The organism is Psychrobacillus syltrankelensis, from assembly GCF_055454035.1.
Genome location: NZ_CM144227.1, coordinates 526379 through 544166, shown reverse-complemented (window position 1 = coordinate 544166; position 17788 = coordinate 526379). Strand labels below are relative to the sequence as shown.

Sequence of the window (17788 nt, the reverse complement as noted above, 5' to 3'; positions counted from 1 at the left end):
AAATATGAAAATTTATAACTCGGCTAAAGAGGCACTAAATTGTGTCCAAACTGGTCAAACAATTATGGTCGGTGGCTTTGGTCTTGTAGGTGGTCCTTTAACACTAATTGATACTTTAGTAGAACTAGATGTAAAGGATTTAACGATTATTAGTAATAACCTTGGTGAGCAAGGTAAAGGCTTAGGGAAATTACTAGAACAAAGGAAAGTAAAAAAAGCGGTAGGCTCTTATTTCACTGGAAATCGGGACGTAGGTGATGCCTTCCAGCGTGGTGAAATCGAAATTGAACTATTGCCACAAGGTACATTAGCAGAATCCATTCGAGCAGGTGGCGCAGGGATTGCAGGGTATTATACGAAAACGTCTTATGGCACTGATTTATCCAAGGGTAAAGAAACCAAAGTGTTTAATGGCGAGGAGTATGTACTTGAAGAGGCGTTACAGGCAGATGTAGCTATTATTCGTGCTTATCAAGCTGACACATTAGGAAATCTTGTGTATTACAAAACAGCCCGCAACTTCAACCCTCTTATGGCAACCGCTGCTAAAACAGTTATTGTCGAAGTGGATGAAATTGTTGAAGTTGGCGAACTAAAAAGTGATGAAATCGCTACACCCCACCTGTTCGTTGATCGCATCATCTTAGCGAAAAAGATTTTGACAAAGGAAGGTGTCATCGTACATGGCTAATCCAATTCAAGAAACTATCGCCAAGCGTGCTGCTCAAGAATTAGAGCAAGGACAAATTGTTAACTTAGGCATTGGAATTCCAACACTTGTGGCCAACTATGTTGAGCATAACCATGTTTTCTTCCACACTGAAAATGGAATGCTTGGTGTCGAGGATGTAAATGAAGAAGATATTGATCCAAATATCGTGAATGCAGGCAAATTTGCAGTTGGAGAAGCTATTGGTGCCTCTTATTTTGATAGCGCAGCATCCTTCGCAATGATTCGCGGTGGTCACGTGGACGTAGCAATTCTAGGGGTTCTTCAAGTAGATGAAAATGCACGTATCGCTAACTGGGCTGTACCAGGAAAAAACATTATCGGTGTAGGCGGTGCTATGGATTTACTAGTCGGTGCTCGCAAGGTCATTGTAACGATGACCCATACATCAAAGGATGGAAAAAGTAAAATTTTGAAGGAATGTAATTACCCTATTACCTCCACACGTAGTGTAGATACCATTATTACGGATTTAGCGGTTTTTAAATACATCGAAGGTCAATTACATTTAGTTGAATTAATGCCTGGGGTCGATTTAGAAACAGTAGAAGCTAATACTGAAGCTACATTTATCCATGCATTGAAATAAGGAGGAATAACCATGAAAGAAGTAGTGATTGTAGAGAGCGTTCGTACTGCAATTGGAAAGCTCGGCGGCTCACTCATGAATCAGACTGCTGATTACTTAGGCGCAGCTGTTATAAAAGAACTACTCGCTCGCACTCAAATTGACCCTAATGAAATGGATGAAGTTATTTTAGGTCAAGCAAAACAAAGTGCTGATCAGTCTAATGTTGCTCGCCTTGCTTCATTACGTGCAGATATACCGCTTGAAGTGCCCGGTTACACGGTGCATCGTCAATGTGGTTCTGGCTTACAATCTATTAATAATGCTGCACAGCAGATTGCACTTGGATTAAGCGATGTTATTATTGCAGGCGGTACAGAATCAATGAGTACAGCCCCCTACTATATTCGCAATGCAAGGTACGGGCTAAATGTAGGTAATAGCCAAATATTAGATCCAAATACAGAAAGTCAACCCGGCTCTCAGCCAGAATCATATGGTCTAAAAACAATGGGCGAAACAGCTGAAAACCTAGCCGAAAAATACTCCATTTCTCGTGAAGCTCAGGATGCATTTGCCTATCAAAGTCAATTACGCACTGAAAATGCTATACAAAATGGATACTTTGAAAAGCAAATTGTCCCGTATGAGATTAAAACACGCAAGACAACGGAAATATTTAAGGTAGATGAGCATCCACGATTAACACCTTTAGAAAAACTAGCTACTTTAAAGCCTGTTTTCCGTGAGGGTGGATCTGTAACTGCGGCTAACGCTAGTGGTCGTAATGACGGAGCCGCAGCCCTTCTAGTAATGTCAAAAGAAAAAGCCGAAGAGCTAGGTCTTCAGCCAAAGGTTAAAATCATCGCTCAAGCAGCAGCTGGTGTAGACCCTTCTATCATGGGTATTGGACCTGTTCCAGCAACACGAAAAGCATTAAAACAAGCTGGCCTTTCCATTGAAGACATCGATGTGATTGAACTAAATGAAGCCTTCGCTTCCCAATCACTGGCCGTTATCGAAGAACTAGGCTTAGATCAAAGCAAAGTAAATCCTAATGGTGGGGCTATCGCAATGGGACATCCCATTGGGGCAACTGGTGCTATTTTAATGACGAAGCTTATCCATGAATTAGAGCGTACAGGCAAACGTTATGGGTTAGTTACACTATGTATCGCCGGTGGACTTGGCATAACAACAATCGTTGAGAATTGCCAAGTACAATAGAAGAAAGTTCTCTTAGGAGAATTTTCTTTTATGAACAAATGTAAACGCTTTAATATCAAGAACTATTTTAGTAAGCTCATTTAGCTATTTTTTCTAAATATCTTTTCTGTGCAGATTTTAAAGCGACAATAACTGCTCCACTTGAAGGAGCCATGTAATGGTCTTCAATACGTTCGATTAAAATATTGATGTCAGTTGTAAAGTCAAAATTTAATAGCATGCGTTTAAAGAATTTTTGTGCTAACTCCGTTATGAAAGTAAATTCGGCATCTACTATTTTATGTGTTTGTTTATCAATTTCAAGCACTATTCCTGCGTGTTTGTAGATTTCATACATTGCCGTACCTTGTGGAGCTTTTGCATACGCAGTCACCAATAAAGTATTTAATTTTTGCATAGATAGTAACCTCCGTTAATTTAAACTAGATATAGTTTAGCATAGTTAAACTCAAAATTAGCGATTGTCATGCAAGTTAAGATTAATTTGTTCAAATTACAAAATTTATATGGGAGTTATTGTTACTTATTCAACAATTTTAGGGGGATTTTATAATGGAAAGATTAACGAATTTCTTCACGTCTGTGATGAAAAAGTATTTGCCAGACCCATTCGTATTTGCGATTGGTTTAACAATTTTAACATTTATTTTAGCACTTTTAATCGAGGATATTTCATTCCTTAATTTAACAACTTCATGGGGTGACGGCTTTTGGAACCTTTTAGCCTTCACTACACAAATGGCTGTCATTTTAGCAATGGGTTATGTACTAGCAACAGCACCAATTACTGATCGCTTCTTGAATAAGATTGCTAGTATGGTACATGCACCAAAAACGGCAATTATTGTAGCTACACTAGTAGGTGGAATCGGGAGTTACTTGAACTGGGGATTCGGACTAGTAATCGGTGGAATAATCGCAAAAAAATTAGCATTAAAAGTTAAAGGTGTCCATTATCCATTAATTATTGCAGCTGCATACTCTGGTTTCACATTTTATGGATTAGGAATTTCCGCTTCTATTCCAATTCTAATCTCAACACCTGGGCACTTCTTAGAAGAGAACATGGGCATTATCGGTTTATCTGAAACTATTTTTAGTTTACCAATGATTATTACAGCTATTTTCTTATTGATCACATTACCACTATTCAATGCTATGCTTCATCCGAAGGACCCAAAAAATGTGAAAGAAATTGACCCTGCTTTACACTCAGACACGAAAAAATTAAAAATAAATGTATTAGAAGAAGAAAATACATTCGCTAACAAATTAAACAATAGTCGCATCCTTTCTTATGTGATCGGTGCTTTAGGTCTTATTTACGTGGTAATACATTTTTCTAATGGGAAATCATTAGACTTAAATATTCTTAACTTTTTCATCTTATTCGTAGGGATTATTTTACTTGGTACTCCTGCAAAATATACGGAGCATTTATCAGATGGTATCAAAACTGTATCTGGGATTATTCTTCAATTCCCATTCTATGCTGGTATTATGGCAATCATGGCCGCTTCTGGCTTAGTAGATACAATTGCAAAAGTATTCGTTGATATTTCTACTCAGCATTCACTACCTTTCTGGGGATTAATCAGTTCATTCTTCATTAATTTCTTTGCACCATCTGCTGGCGGTCACTGGGCTGTACAAGGTCCTTTCATGATTGATGCAGCAAAATCTTTGGGAGCCTCACTTGGAGAGACTTCGATGTCAGTTATGCTTGGGAATGCTTGGAATGATCTAGTACAACCATTCTGGATTTTACCAGCTTTAGCACTATCTCGTTTAAAACTAAAAGATATTATGGGCTTCTTAGTAATGATTATGTTCTATGTAGGAATTGTTTATATCGTCGCTACACTAGCTTGGTCTTACCTAGGCTAAAAAAAGGGCCTTTGTTTTCATAACATCGGCTCTTTTCATTTAAATGGAGGTTTCGTTATGCATTCTTTACTAAAGGATTCTCATCTATCAAAAAAAGACAAGTCATTACTATTAGTTGGTATATTTGCTGCTCGTCGTGAGGAACAGGCTATGCTTCACTTCACGGAAGTAGCTATTGATGCTGGCAATACGGTCAATGAAATTGCTGAACTAATATCTGCTGCTATTATTTCTCGTGGAATCCCAGCCTGGTTATCGGGCATCGATGCAATTTCTACGGCAATTGAACTAACAGGAAAAGCAGAATCTACAATAGAACCACAAAACATTTCCGCTTTCTCGACTCAAGAGGATTGTGTAAGCTATTATCAATCGGAGTTTGAGCAGCTTCCGAAATGGATTGAGTATTTAGTGGATTTTGCTCCAGATACATTACTAAAGTATAGCAATTTACGTACTACCTCCCTTCGTGACGGCGTCGTTTCTCGTCTATTAAAGGAACTGCTTTTATACGCAATTAACATTTGTGATCAATACCCAAAAGGCATAGAAATTCATGAGACGAACGCCATTCAATTAGGAGCAACTGAAGAAGTACTGCAGGATGTTAGAACCATTTGTATATATGCAGTAGGTGTTCAAGCTGTTCTGAAATATTAAGGAGGTGAATCATTTGCAGCATGTATGCATAATTGGTGGAGGCTTTATGGGTACTGCCCTGGCTAAATATTTTTTAGAAGCTCATATCAAGGTATCGTTATACGAAGGTTATACAGCACGTCGTCAGGAATTAATGGCAGATAAAAATTTTCAAGAAGTACGCTTTTTAGAATCCATTGAGGAGTGTAAAGAAGTAGATTTTATAATCGAGGCAATTACGGAGAATTTACAAGCGAAGCAACAGTTATTCGAAAGCATAGAAAATTACTTCCCTACTTCTACTACCTTTTGTACAAACACATCCAGTTATTTAATTAGCTCAATTGCAGAAAACATAAAACATAAGGAACGAGTGATCGGCACACATTTCTTTTCACCAGCACATATCACTCCTTTGGTAGAAGTTATTCCAAGTGCTTTTACAGATGAACATCATATCCAAAAAACGATGACCTTTCTTCAATTCATAAATAAAAAGCCAGTACTGCTTAAAAAAGAAATTCAAGGATTTGTGGCAAATAGACTCCAAAGTGCTCTATCACGCGAAGCGATGTCTCTTGTCCAAAATGGCATTGTCTCGCCTGAAGAACTTGATTTCATAGCTAAATGGAGTTTAGGTATTCGACTAGCCAATACTGGCCCTATTGAACAGCGAGATATTAATGGGCTTGATACACATATGGCTATTGTGAAATACGTTTATCCTACTCTTGAAAATGGTATCGAACCATTATCGATACATGAACAACTAATAGAAAACAAACGATTTGGCATGAAGACAAATGAAGGTTTTTATGATTGGTCTACAATAGACAAAAAACAATATCTAGCCAATAAAGATGATGTATTATTAAATATTATTAGGGCTGTTTCAGTTCAGGATGAAGAGGTGGATAAATAAATGCATAACAAAGTACTTGTAAAAGCTTCATCAGCTCAAAAGGATATAAAATTCGAGACTTACGAAATACCAGAATTAAAGCCCAATCAATGCTTATTGAAGGTAAATGCTGTTGGAATATGTGGCAGTGATTTACATATGTATGATGGGCATGGAGGCTATGATTGGGTAACCTATCCTCTAGTGTTAGGGCATGAGGTGACTGGTAAAGTTGTTGCAGTGGCTGAAGGCGAAATCCCTCCACAGCGTATGGTCATTAACCCGTATAAAAGCTGTGGCAAATGTGAATTCTGCCTTGCAGGTGATAGTAATCGCTGTGATTTCGATGATTATAAATATATAAAAACACCAACGGAAGCATTACGTTATGGCTTTCGCGAACCGGGTGGAATGGCAGATTACATGGTTGTGGACAATAAAAATCTAATCCCAATCCTGGATGAAGTAACGGATGAGGTCGCTGCAATCTCAGAGGCTTTAGCCGTTAGCTATACCGCTATTCTGAAAATAGAAAACTTTGCTCAAAAGTCAATCTTAGTAGTTGGTCCAGGACCGATTGGCTTAGGTGCAGCAGCTATCTTAGTAGGCTCTGGTAATTCACAAGTGGTTATGTTAGGCACTGCTGTTGATAAAGATCGTCTTCAGCTCGCTAAAGACATTGGAGTTTCTCAGGTTTATGAAAATGCAGAGGATATTCCAAATGAACAGTTCAAAGGTTTTGATGCTATTATAGACTGTTCTGGTCATCCGGCTATTCCAAATACAGCACTTAGCATTTTAAAACGAGGTGGCGAACTCATCTTAGTTGGCATTAATCCTGCTAATTTTTCTGTTCCAATGGATCAAATCGTTCGTGGAGAAATCAGTATTAAAGGAAGCTACGGCATTACCCAATCAAATTATGAAGCCGTATTATCGCTTGCAGCAGATGCTCGGTACCCTTTCCAGAAACTAATTGCACAAACAGTATCATTTAAAGATTGCCTTGAAGGATTTGAAAGTGCATTAAATAAAGCCACAGGTAAAGTTGTTATTAAAATGTAAGGAGGAATTTACATGAAACTAATTGATTTATCTTTAGAAATTTACGATGGACTTCGCTCATATACATCACATCCACCAATTGCTATTGCAGAGGAATCTACTTTCGAAAATTCGGCTCATCGCTATGTGGCCCCTTGTGAAGGTTTTGAGTCTCGCATGCTTAAAATGTCCGATCATAGTGGTACGCATATCGATGCACCGTTACATTTTATCCGAGATGGTGAATCTACCTCTGATATGGATCTTTCTAAAGCCTATGGTGATGCTGTATTGTTAGATGTGTCCGATTTTAAAGAACCTTTTCAAGCTGTGACATATGAAATGTTGGAAGAAGCCGAAAAACGCCAAGGTATTACTGTTCAACCTAATGATATTGTAATCACACGTACTCGCAAACTTTCATGGGGAGAAGGGGCATTTTATGAAGAACATGCCTTTGCACCTTGTGCGGGGGATTGGCTCGTAGAAAAACAAGTAAAATGTGTGGGATTGGATTTGGCCAATATCGACGTCCACGACAATATGAGGCGAGAAGTACATTTAAAACTATTAAGCGTCCCTATCTATATTGTAGAGAACTTAGTCAATCTACATCAGCTTCCTTTAAACAAGCATTTTACTTTCATGGCACTTCCACTAAATCTAAAAAACGCAACAGCCTCCCCTGTTCGAGCTATTGCATTTATTAAATAATTCCCCTGTTGGAGTACCAGGTTTCCATTGAATAGATTGTTTGGAAACTGGTACTTTTCACTAGGATTCATTGCCATTTTTTTCCCGTGTATTTGTTTGGATTTAGTTTTGTCTCTTCCCTTTTTATTAACTGCTAAATCAACACATTTGTATTATTCGTTGATTGTACGAAGATGAATCGATAATAGTTCACACCTGTCCCGATCAATGTTTTTCACATAACCGTCTTTTTCGTTGGCAATCTCTTTTTAACTAGTTTGCACCAATTTCCATATTCAACATCAACGACTTCTTCTCAGCACAAAAAACCTTCACAAATCAATATGATGTTCTGAATAGAGAATTAATGATTCCTTCAGCCAATAAAAAAAGCATCTTCATACTATCTGGCTACTAACTGTCGCCTATAATAGTGTAAAGATGCGTCTACATTTATGACATGATTTTTTCTAGCTCAGACCACTTCTTCATACGTGGTAGATCTACATGTTGATTATACGACTGGTCCATAATATAAACTTTCGCCGCAATTTCAATTAGAGTTTCAAGTACTGCTGGTTTATCGTCAAAATAAAAATCTAATTCTAGCTCTTTAATAGTCGCAATTTTTTCATCGTCTTGCATGCCACAGAAAAAATGATCATCTTGAACTGGAAAGCCTTGCGCTTTCATCCATTCGCGCGTTTGCGTACAATACTTTTTGGGACGTGATGTTATATAAAATATCTCGTGTCCGTCTTTTTTTAATTGCTGCAAAGTTTCAATAGCACCTTCAAATGCTGGACAATCTGTAAAATATATTTCTTCCATTAAGTTAACCCACATTGCATTACCAGCTTCTTTTTCAAGTCCGAATGCTTCGTGGATTTCGACTGTATTAATACTTCGAAATACTTCTAATCCTATATTTTGATTTAATTTTTTATTGTATAAATGAAAGGCATGTTCTCTTAAATTAATTAACGTATCATCAATATCAAAACCAAATTTCACGTAAGCTCTACTCCTTAAGCCAATACGACAAATTGGGACGCAAATGATTGCTCTTTCTCAATTTGAATCGCTTGAATCTTTTCTACTTCTTTTTTTCTTTTAGTTGCACAATCCAATAAATCGAGTTGCGATACATAATTTTTATCAATGAGGGTTGCTAGAAAATCTGCATCTTTTAATGCGCTATTTAATCCGAAAGCCCCTGTTGGTGTCATTGTATGCACCGCATCACCTAATAATATTACACCGTCTTTTCCCCAGCTTTCACTCGTAGAACTGTACACATCTAATAAGACAAAATCCTGCCAAGATTGAATATGTTGATGAACGGTTTCTTCAAGCTCTGGAAATGCATCAACCAATTGCTCGATAAACGGAGTAAATGGTTGCTTACGTAACTTAGGATACGAGCCTTCTTCAATATTCCAACCAATTTGAATAAAGCCTTTCGCTTGTGTAAATAGCGATAATTGTTTATCACCAATAAGTGCCATTCTAATTGACGGAGACCACTCTTTAGGTGCAGGTATTCTAGCCCAAAGTAAATCGAATCCATGCTTTCGAATTGTCACATCAATATCTGCTTTTTTTCGAACAGTTGAGTATCGACCATCTGCACCAATAATAATGTTGCTTTCAATCACAATTTCTTCTCCATCACTTATTGCTTTGACACCACAAAAATTTCCAGAGTTATCTTTTAGCAACTCTACTACTTTCGTATTCATCATACAACTAAATGTAGAGTATTGCTGTGCTGCCTGTAACAAGACTGTTAACAGATGCGCTTGTGGTACATGAATGCCAAGATGCCCTACTTTTGGATCAGGTAAGACCGTCTTAAATGGCATTCCCTCATGCCAATATTCCAGCTGTTCCATGCGAAGTAACCCTAATTGTTCTATAGCATCAAAAAGACCATGTTCTTTTAGAATTGCTTCGCCTTCTTCGTTTAGATGCTCCCCACGAAATGCTTTTCCTACTTCCTGTTGACGTTCCAGAAGTATAACGGAAACATTTTTCTTCGCTAGTAAATACGCAAGAAGTACACCTCCTGGTCCCGCTCCTACAATACATACATCTACTTTATTATTCACTTTTTATCACCTTGTTTTGGATACGCTGTAATTCGAATATCTTCTCCAAACTTCTTGATTTCTTCAAATGACAAATCTATTGCAGCATCCATTGAATCAATATCATCACCAGTAAATGGTGTTAACGAATTTCTTCCACCTAACACTTTTGGGGCAATATATATGAGGTACTTATCAATTAATCCAGTTCTTAAAAACGAGGCATTTACTGCTCCTCCACCTTCAACGAGTACATCTGTAATTCCACGTTTAAATAACTTTCCAAGCATTTCTTGTAAATTCAATCCATTGTCTTCACGTGATACATAAATAAAAGAAACACCTTTTTCTTCATATAGCCTTACAAGTTCTGAATCTGCATCAATAGTTGTGACAATGATTGTATCTGCTTCGTCGGTTTGTAATACATTTGCCTCTAGTGGTGTGCGTAATTGACTATCTAAAATAATGCGAGTCGGGTTTTTCCCTCCGCCTTCTGGCAACCTAGTCGTTAAAGATGGGTTATCCGCTAATACTGTCTTAACACCGACTAAAATTGCATCTACTTCGTTACGAAGTAGATGAACATCGGCACGTGCACTTTCTCCTGTTATCCATTTTGAATGACCATTATAAGTCGCAAGCTTGCCATCGAGTGTCATTGCAAATTTTGAAATGACAAATGGACGCTCCGAGATCATATTATGAACAAAGCGTTCGTTGAGTCTTTTTGCCTCTTCTTCTAGCACACCAACATCTACTACAATGCCGGCGTCAAGTAGCATCCTAATACCTCTTCCAGCCACTTCAGGGTTTGGGTCTTGCATGGCTACAACCACGCGGGATACTTCTGATTCTTTCACAAGTTTCGCACATGGTGGTGTTTTTCCGTAATGAGAGCAAGGCTCTAACGTAACGTACAAGGTCGCCCCTTTCGCATGCTCACCTGCCATATTAAAAGCGTGCACTTCTGCGTGAGGCTCTCCTGCTTTACGGTGTAGCCCTGTTCCAACAATTACGCCATCTTTTACTATGACAGCCCCAACGATTGGATTCGGGTTTGTTTTTCCTTTTGCACTTGCAGCTAAATCAAGGGCAAGGCGCATATAATCTTGGTCGTTCTTCATCGCCATGCACTCCTTAGACGTTTATAGTCGGTTTTTCTTCCAAAATATGTCCTGACTTTTGCACTTTAGTTTCTAAATAGAAACGATTTGTATCCGTTAATCCACCCCATAGTGGTACGTGATTAACTGCTAGTAACCCATGAGCCTTTAGTGCAGAAAGTTTTTTCGGATTATTTGTAATTAGTGTAACTGGTTTATCTCTTAATGCTTCTAACACACGAATCGCATCGTCGTATGAACGTGTATCATCTTCAAAGCCAAGTGCATGATTCGCTTCCACTGTGTCATACCCATCTTCTTGTAGTAGGTAAGCTAATGATTTAGAAAATAATCCGATGCCTCTTCCTTCGTGGTCTGCTAAGTAAAAAATTGCTCCGCAACCATGATTCGCAATCATTTTCATCGATTCGTGCAGCTGATAGCCACAATCACATCGTTGACTACCAAAAATATCACCCGTATGACAAATACTATGCATACGAATAAGTGCGTCATCTTCATGTGCAAAGTCACCAAACACTAATACCGATGATTGTTGTCCAAAAGCTAAATCTGATTTTGCAAGCAAGTCAACAACCTCTTCTTTAGAAAGTGATGCATTGACTTTTAACCATGAATACCAGTTAAATGTTGCGGTAAAATCACCTTGTTTAATTGGCAATTTTACAGGGCCAACTAAACATAATTTCTCATTAGCAGTTATTTCAATTAATTTCATTTTATCTTGTAAAATATCCATTGTTTCTTTTAATATAGTCATCTCATTCTCACCAATCTTATAGTTTAAACAGATTTACATTCTAAGGTGAATCATCTGTTTTCTATTTGTCGTTTTAATCAAACCTTCACTTACATAACGTAACCTAGTATATAATTACAAGCGCTTTTAGTCAAATTATATACACTAACTGCAATTAGCATACTAGAATCATATATTTTATGCAAAAAGTAATGATAATAATTGGACAAAAGCCGTATTGATTCTTCCATTTTAATGCACGCTCTTCATTTCGATCTAATCGCATTTACTGACTAAGCCCTAAAACTACAAACTAAATTCATATTTTTTCTTTATTTCCATACTTATTTAAAGTATGGTATCAAAAAGTTAAAAAGTAGAGGAGGAACGTCAAAATCCCACACTCTACTCTTGTTTTCATTCTTCATAAATTATTAAAAAAGGCACACAACTTCATGCATACTCTTTAGCAGAATACCCTACTATGAGTTTCTAAATAAGTATTTTTTATTTATGATTTCCGTACTCACTTTATTTCAGTTATTCAGTGCCATCCAGAGTAATTTCAAAGTTTTTCTTACTTATCGACATCATTCCATTTTTCTCTAGTAAAAGAGAGTTATTCTTTATTAATTCAGATCCTTCTTCATATAATAATGCTTATGCTCTCTGCCGACATTTTCCAAGCATCCATATACTTCATAACCATGTTTTTTATAAAATTCTAACGCCTGAAAACTAAGTGTATCGAGCTTAATGAAGTCACACTGACTATCTCGCGCAATTTTTTCGGCTTCTAATAATAGTTTTGATCCAAGCCCGGATTTCCGTAAATTCTCATCGATAATTAAGATTTGAATCTCTAGCCAATTCCAGCATACTTCCCCTATTATTCCACCACGTACAGCATTATTTTCGTCTCTTAGAAACAGAGTTATCTCTTTATATCTACCTTTTAAATCTTCTGGAAAATGCATCAAATTGTATTGATATAACTCGTTATTAATATATTTATTACCTTCTTTATCTGCCTCTTTTGTGATGAGAAAATTCATGTTTTAATTCTCCTCTGTTATTAACCTATTTCTTCCTTTGTAGTAATTAGTTACAAGTTTAGTAGCACTTTGATCAGCAATTATTGGATACTCGTAATCTAGTTCTACTGCAATTTGTTGGGCAACTTTTCTATAAAGCTGCATTGTGTGAAATAAAGCATCCCAAACACTTTCCTCATTATATTTTCCATAAATCGCCTGAAATTCATGTACTACCTCTTTATCTGCCCATTCTTCAAAAAATCTTACATCATGCCAACTTTGCCGATTTGTTCTATTTTTCATCTTTGATTGCAACTTTACAAATATTATCAACAGTCGCTTCAAATATTCATCGCAGTTAGACTTAGCAACTAATAACTCTCCGCGGCGTAATTTCTTTGCCACATAAACTGCATGGAACCAAAAATCATTTACATCGTTTTTAAATTCACTAAACTTAGGTACTTCTTTGTTTTTTATCACGTAGGAAGTATTATGAAAGATTTCAGTAATGGAATCTTTATCTAGTAATATTTTGACTCCACGCGCAATTACACCTTGCACTTCTTCACTATTTAAAAATGTTTTAGCTATTTCTAATTTCAAAAAATTAAAGTCTACGCTAATTGCTCCATCAAACATAACTCGTCTTTCTATTAAATTTCCAACTGGAGTTCCCTCTAAAAAAGATATTTGAGGGTTTCCAAAATTACTAATCCACTCCTCATTTCTCAACCATTTTTCAACATCTGAAGATACAATAACTAAGTCCATATCTGACCATTCATCTGAAGGTTTATCACTTCTAGCCATTGATCCAACAACAAAAATGGCGCGAATATCGTCTTCTCTTTCTCCCCAAAGTATCACTTTATTCATGATTTCCTTATAATCGCTCATGTGGTTTACCTCTGCTTTCTCATCTTTGATTTAAAGAATGGAGATTTCTTTTTTACACATCTGCTCAGTCTTTTATACTTAGAAGCGGCTTTTCATATTAAAATTACTTGAAAACCCTTTTTAGCTCTTGTAAATCGTCAATAACTAGTTCTGCCTGAGAAAGCTCAGCTTCTTGGGAAAAATCAAATCTACATCCAATAGAAGTTAATCCATTCTTTTTAGCTGCGTTAATATCTGATAATCTATCCCCTATTACAGCACCTTCTTGAATATCATGCTTCTTTATAATAGTAGAAACTAAATCAGCTTTGTCATCCGTGTGAACTTGTTGAATGCTAAATGTTTCAGAAACCCACTGAGCTAAGTCATAGTAATCTACAATCGCCTTCAAATACTCAATTTGCCCATTACTAGCAATATAGATTGAATAGTTATTACTTTTTAAATAGCTGAACACTTCCTCCACATGAGGATATAGAGCTCCTTTTCCATTCTTAATATTTGCTATTAATTGGGCATGAAAAAACTCGTTCGCTAGTTCCCGAACTTCCAACGTTTGATTTGGCAATAAGTTTTCCCAGACTACCGGTAAGGAAACTCCCATAATCTCGCGGTACTTCTCGATTGGGGTTTCTTTATCCCAAAGTTTTGATTCTCTTAAATAGTTAAATGTATTTTCAAGTGAAATTTCTAAAATTTTGTCCGTTTGAAATAACGTACCATCCATATCAAAAATTAATGATAGTTTCATTTTTTTCTCCTCTATTCTTATGTACTACACTCTAATACGTTTATAGAAGAAAATGGTTGCAAATAAAAAATCCGAAAAGAAAGATTTCACACACTACACATGTATGACCACTTTCTATTCGGACTTTTTAAAGGATACTTTAATTATATCCCAGTTGTATTCATTAGCACTATTCGCCAACCATCTGGATCTTCAATTGTAATACCCGACTTTTCCCAATACGGATTTTCAGGAGATACTATATTGTATCCCATTCCTTCTAATCTATTTTGTATCTCTTCAATCTCTTCAAAATTAGGTAAATAAAAAACGAGCAAATTGTCTTTAGTAGGAGCAGGACAAGGACTACCGTCTTCATGCTGTGTAAACTCTAAATGATAATTTGCATTTGGAAGGCCAATCATGACACCAGCGTAGCCTTCATGCCCAGTAAAAGATCCAATTTTCTTTAAACCCAGCCCTTCACAATAAAATTTGATAATTTCCTTTAACTGATGAGTTGGGCGTGCTACTCTAATTTGTGCTACTTGCATATTTTCCGGCCATTTAGCTTGCATAGAACCAATCCCCCTTTTTTGTTAATTTTATCATTTAAAATTAAGGGACTAACTCATACATTTGAATGAATTTTTGTTTTTAGACTTTGTTATTTTCCAAATGCAAATATCAAATCTGTTTCACAAACTAACTTTCCATCAACGGTGGCGATACCTTTTCCTTTCCAATAGGTCCTTTTAGACGTGTAATCTCTACTTCCAGTCGAAGTTGATCTCCTGGTTTAACTTGCTTTTTAAACCGACAATTATCTATGCCAGCTAAAAGTCCCAGTCTACCCTTGTTTCCATCTGTAGTAAACATGATTATTCCACTTAGTTGAGCTAGCGCCTCTACAATTAATACACCTGGCATTACAGGATAATTTGGAAAATGCCCAGTAAAAAATTGTTCATTCACTGTCACATTTTTTTTTCCAACAGCTCGTTTTCCTTCCTCTAATTCTAGTATTCTATCCACTAAAAGAAATGGATAGCGGTGTTTAATAATTGATTGAATTTGTTGGGTGTCTAACATTCTTAAAACCTCACTAATGATATAATTTTTTTACTATATTATATCACTTAGTATTAATACCTAGTATAAATATGTGTGTTAATTGTTTTTAAATCATAAATTATCTCTCTCAGCGATTGTGAAAAAATGCTTTACATAGGGAACAAACGAAATAGCACCATTCGAGAAATATAATCTCAAATGGTGCTTACATGTTGTATAAATAGTATGTCTCAAGTATGATTTCAGACGTTTCCTTTGCATATTCCTTAACTTCTAAATAGCCATTTTAGTAAACTTTTTCCCTGTTCATGAGTTATCTGTCCCTCGGTAATTGCCTTTAATATAGAACGCCACGAAGAAAGTACAACAACATCAAGGGGAAGGTTTTCTTTTTCTAGCATGTTTGTTAAAAACTCCTCTATCTTATCTTGATGAGTATAGGGTTTTTCATCGCTCAGAAGTTTACAAAGGTTCATTTTTACAGCAAAATTTAAACCAGTAACAAGTGCTGCCTCCAATGCCTCTCTCTCTTGATCAAATAAAGAAGCTGCTCCCTCCATTCTGTCTATAATTCTTTGTTCCATATCGTTCCTTATAATTTCATACAGTTTTGCTTTAGAACCAAAGTGGTGATAGACGGCGCCCGTTGTCATATCTGCTATTGCAGCTAACTCTGCAATATTTACCGCTTTGTATCCCTTCACACTAAATTCCTCGAGCGCTACTTTAATAATTTTATCTTTGTTTGAGCCTGGTACAGGTATCCAATTTTTCATACAATCATCATAACATGTCCATAAATTCACGTAAACATATTACGCTTGACATAATATGATTACGTCATACATAATTAAATTATCAAAAAAATAAAAATATTGGAGGAAAGTATATGAAATTAGTATTTATGGATTATCCAGTTGAAAATCTAAAGGAATCACTTGCTTTTTATCGTGATGTATTAGGTTTTGAAGAAGCATGGAGAGAAGGAGATCATACTGTTGCATTAAAAATGCCAGGCTCAGAAGTCCAATTAATGATAGAAAATGATGAAGTAGGTTTAACTCCCGGAGCAGTTTTTTTAGTTGAAAGTGTAGATCAATACTTTGAGGAAAATAAAGACAGTATAAAGTTCATTAAAGAGCCTATCGATATTCCTCCTGGTCGTTACGCTATCTTTCAAGACAACTCTGGGAATCTAATAAGAATTTTAGACTTTAGTAAAGAATAACAAAAAAGTAATGCCAGATTTTAAAGGTCAAATCTGGCATTCAGCAGTTTAGGTCTTTAACTTCAAGTTAATTGATTGATTTAATGCAAATTATTAACGAACCAATAACTCGCAATGACGATAAAGAATTTGGAACTCACTAGTGTAGTTGGACTATCCTTCATATACGAAACAGGAAGACTAACCTATGGGAAAGATAAGATCTTTTGCTTTTATTACCAGATAGAATCTTTTACCTTCTATACTTAGTTCCTTTCTCCTCACCTACATTTTTAATTCAAATATTTAATATAATAATCACACTCATTATCTATATGCATTCCCATCTGCTCATATAATGATTTTGCACTATGATTATTAGTTGCTGTCTGTAATGTAATAAATCTAACTTTCTCTTCTTCACAAAATTGAAAAGCCTGTTTCATTAGTGCTTTTCCAACCCCTTTCTTTCGACAAGATGGGTCGACAAACAAATCATTTAAGATGTATGCTCTCTGCATACCTACTGAAGAAAAAAACGGATATAACTGAACAAATCCCACTGGGTTATCGTCCAGATATGCAATGTAAATAATCGATTCCTCATTTTGAATTCTTGCTAATAAAAAGTCTTTTGCACCTTCTTCATCGCTCGGCTGTCCATAAAACAAACGATACCCATTAAATAGTGGAATGAGATCCTTTAGACATTTAAGATTCCCTTTTACAATTTTCATATCAATACCTTCTTTCTAAATGAGTAGCACCATTTACTAAACCCCATTTTAGTTTCATAAAAACGATGTGCATCATACCTCTCAAGACCAGATTCTAAAGCAACATAAGCAAAGCGATATTCTTTTGCGTGCGTAATAAGAGCATTCATAAGTCTTTCTCCATATCCTTTTGACCTCTCATTTTCATTTGTCACAAAATCAAGTACAAATAAGTGTTTTTCATTGTAAAAGTTATGACGTTCTTCAAAACCAATAAATGCTTTATATGTCTCATCCACAATAACCCATCCTTGATATGTTGGCATTTGTTTTAAAAGTTCAAAATACCGTTCTTCCGATAAATGGGATCGCAATTGTTGAATAAGAGGATATACGGATTTCCAATCTTCATTTGTCTCTAAAATTTTTATTTGCATTTTTTTCACTCCTTTCATATAGTATTAAAAACAAATGACATT

General features: G+C 36.1%; 21 protein-coding genes and 1 pseudogene. 9 read left to right on the top strand and 13 right to left on the bottom strand.

Translation table 11 applies throughout. The features are described from left to right. Positions 1 to 4 precede the first annotated feature (4 nt). From ACTSKG_RS02735 to ACTSKG_RS02725, 3 genes are read left to right on the top strand one after another with little or no spacing between them, the layout of a single operon-like run. Entirely contained in the window at positions 5 to 691 is a 687-nt protein-coding gene (locus tag ACTSKG_RS02735) for a CoA transferase subunit A (RefSeq protein WP_464756621.1), read from the top strand. Then, entirely contained in the window at positions 684 to 1319 is a 636-nt protein-coding gene (locus ACTSKG_RS02730; protein WP_464756620.1) for a 3-oxoacid CoA-transferase subunit B, read from the top strand. Before ACTSKG_RS02735 ends, ACTSKG_RS02730 begins: the two co-directional genes overlap by 8 nt. Before the next feature lie 12 nt (positions 1320 to 1331). Beyond that, complete coding sequence (locus ACTSKG_RS02725) at positions 1332 to 2525, top strand: thiolase family protein (RefSeq protein WP_464756619.1); 1194 nt, start codon at positions 1332 to 1334, stop codon at positions 2523 to 2525. Positions 2526 to 2601: 76 nt separating this feature from the next. On the opposite strand, the gene ACTSKG_RS02720 is transcribed toward ACTSKG_RS02725, so the two are convergent. Further along, a complete protein-coding gene (locus tag ACTSKG_RS02720) occupies positions 2602 to 2922 on the bottom strand; it encodes a DUF3870 domain-containing protein (RefSeq protein WP_464756618.1) in 321 nt (106 codons plus the stop codon). 155 nt (positions 2923 to 3077) lie between these two features. Here ACTSKG_RS02720 and ACTSKG_RS02715 point away from each other — a divergent pair, with 155 nt between their 5' ends. The 5 genes from ACTSKG_RS02715 to ACTSKG_RS02695 are packed head-to-tail and all read left to right on the top strand — an operon-like array spanning position 3078 to position 7710. Then, on the top strand, positions 3078 to 4412 hold the full coding sequence (locus ACTSKG_RS02715) for a short-chain fatty acid transporter (protein WP_464756617.1): 1335 nt from the start codon (positions 3078 to 3080) through the stop codon (positions 4410 to 4412). A gap of 57 nt (positions 4413 to 4469) precedes the next feature. Further along, positions 4470 to 5072, top strand: coding sequence for a carboxymuconolactone decarboxylase family protein (locus ACTSKG_RS02710; RefSeq protein WP_464756616.1), 603 nt, complete (start codon positions 4470 to 4472; stop codon positions 5070 to 5072). Between the two features lie 13 nt (positions 5073 to 5085). Next, entirely contained in the window at positions 5086 to 5973 is an 888-nt protein-coding gene (locus ACTSKG_RS02705; RefSeq protein WP_464756615.1) for a 3-hydroxyacyl-CoA dehydrogenase NAD-binding domain-containing protein, read from the top strand. After that, positions 5974 to 7017: a zinc-dependent alcohol dehydrogenase gene (locus ACTSKG_RS02700; RefSeq protein ID WP_464756614.1), complete on the top strand. Its 1044-nt coding sequence runs from the start codon at positions 5974 to 5976 to the stop codon at positions 7015 to 7017. It begins immediately after the preceding gene. Between the two features lie 12 nt (positions 7018 to 7029). Further along, positions 7030 to 7710, top strand: coding sequence for a cyclase family protein (locus ACTSKG_RS02695; protein ID WP_464756613.1), 681 nt, complete (start codon positions 7030 to 7032; stop codon positions 7708 to 7710). 432 nt (positions 7711 to 8142) lie between these two features. Here the strand turns inward: ACTSKG_RS02695 and ACTSKG_RS02690 are convergent, their stop codons facing one another. From ACTSKG_RS02690 to ACTSKG_RS02645, 10 genes and pseudogenes are all read right to left on the bottom strand, one after another. After that, entirely contained in the window at positions 8143 to 8703 is a 561-nt protein-coding gene (locus tag ACTSKG_RS02690) for a 5' nucleotidase, NT5C type (RefSeq protein WP_464756612.1), read from the bottom strand. A 14-nt stretch (positions 8704 to 8717) separates the two neighbouring features. Beyond that, a complete protein-coding gene (locus ACTSKG_RS02685) occupies positions 8718 to 9800 on the bottom strand; it encodes an FAD-dependent monooxygenase (RefSeq protein WP_464756611.1) in 1083 nt (360 codons plus the stop codon). Beyond that, positions 9797 to 10906 carry a bifunctional diaminohydroxyphosphoribosylaminopyrimidine deaminase/5-amino-6-(5-phosphoribosylamino)uracil reductase RibD gene (gene ribD, locus ACTSKG_RS02680; protein WP_464756610.1) on the bottom strand — a complete coding sequence of 370 codons (1110 nt, stop codon included), beginning with the start codon at positions 10904 to 10906 and terminating at the stop codon, positions 9797 to 9799. Before ribD ends, ACTSKG_RS02685 begins: the two co-directional genes overlap by 4 nt. Before the next feature lie 13 nt (positions 10907 to 10919). Further along, positions 10920 to 11666, bottom strand: a complete 747-nt coding sequence (locus tag ACTSKG_RS02675; RefSeq protein ID WP_464756609.1) for a GTP cyclohydrolase II — start codon at positions 11664 to 11666, stop codon at positions 10920 to 10922. A gap of 608 nt (positions 11667 to 12274) precedes the next feature. After that, positions 12275 to 12700 carry a GNAT family N-acetyltransferase gene (locus ACTSKG_RS02670; protein ID WP_464756608.1) on the bottom strand — a complete coding sequence of 142 codons (426 nt, stop codon included), beginning with the start codon at positions 12698 to 12700 and terminating at the stop codon, positions 12275 to 12277. Positions 12701 to 12703: 3 nt separating this feature from the next. Next, complete coding sequence (locus ACTSKG_RS02665; RefSeq protein ID WP_464756607.1) at positions 12704 to 13582, bottom strand: aminoglycoside 6-adenylyltransferase; 879 nt, start codon at positions 13580 to 13582, stop codon at positions 12704 to 12706. Between the two features lie 103 nt (positions 13583 to 13685). Further along, on the bottom strand, positions 13686 to 14333 hold the full coding sequence (locus tag ACTSKG_RS02660) for an HAD hydrolase-like protein (RefSeq protein WP_464756606.1): 648 nt from the start codon (positions 14331 to 14333) through the stop codon (positions 13686 to 13688). A 143-nt stretch (positions 14334 to 14476) separates the two neighbouring features. After that, complete coding sequence (locus tag ACTSKG_RS02655) at positions 14477 to 14890, bottom strand: VOC family protein (protein ID WP_464756605.1); 414 nt, start codon at positions 14888 to 14890, stop codon at positions 14477 to 14479. Positions 14891 to 14979: 89 nt separating this feature from the next. Beyond that, positions 14980 to 15404, bottom strand: a pseudogene (gene fabZ, locus ACTSKG_RS02650) (3-hydroxyacyl-ACP dehydratase FabZ). Between the two features lie 248 nt (positions 15405 to 15652). Next, complete coding sequence (locus ACTSKG_RS02645) at positions 15653 to 16162, bottom strand: TetR/AcrR family transcriptional regulator (RefSeq protein ID WP_464756604.1); 510 nt, start codon at positions 16160 to 16162, stop codon at positions 15653 to 15655. A gap of 113 nt (positions 16163 to 16275) precedes the next feature. Between ACTSKG_RS02645 and ACTSKG_RS02640 the strand changes: the two genes are divergently transcribed. Further along, on the top strand, positions 16276 to 16614 hold the full coding sequence (locus ACTSKG_RS02640; RefSeq protein ID WP_464756603.1) for a VOC family protein: 339 nt from the start codon (positions 16276 to 16278) through the stop codon (positions 16612 to 16614). 272 nt (positions 16615 to 16886) lie between these two features. Here the strand turns inward: ACTSKG_RS02640 and ACTSKG_RS02635 are convergent, their stop codons facing one another. Beyond that, positions 16887 to 17330, bottom strand: a complete 444-nt coding sequence (locus ACTSKG_RS02635) for a GNAT family N-acetyltransferase (RefSeq protein ID WP_464756602.1) — start codon at positions 17328 to 17330, stop codon at positions 16887 to 16889. Next, the gene (locus tag ACTSKG_RS02630) at positions 17327 to 17746 is read right to left on the bottom strand and encodes a GNAT family N-acetyltransferase (protein ID WP_464756601.1); all 420 of its coding nucleotides are present in this window, start codon (positions 17744 to 17746) and stop codon (positions 17327 to 17329) included. Before ACTSKG_RS02630 ends, ACTSKG_RS02635 begins: the two co-directional genes overlap by 4 nt. Positions 17747 to 17788: the final 42 nt, after the last annotated feature.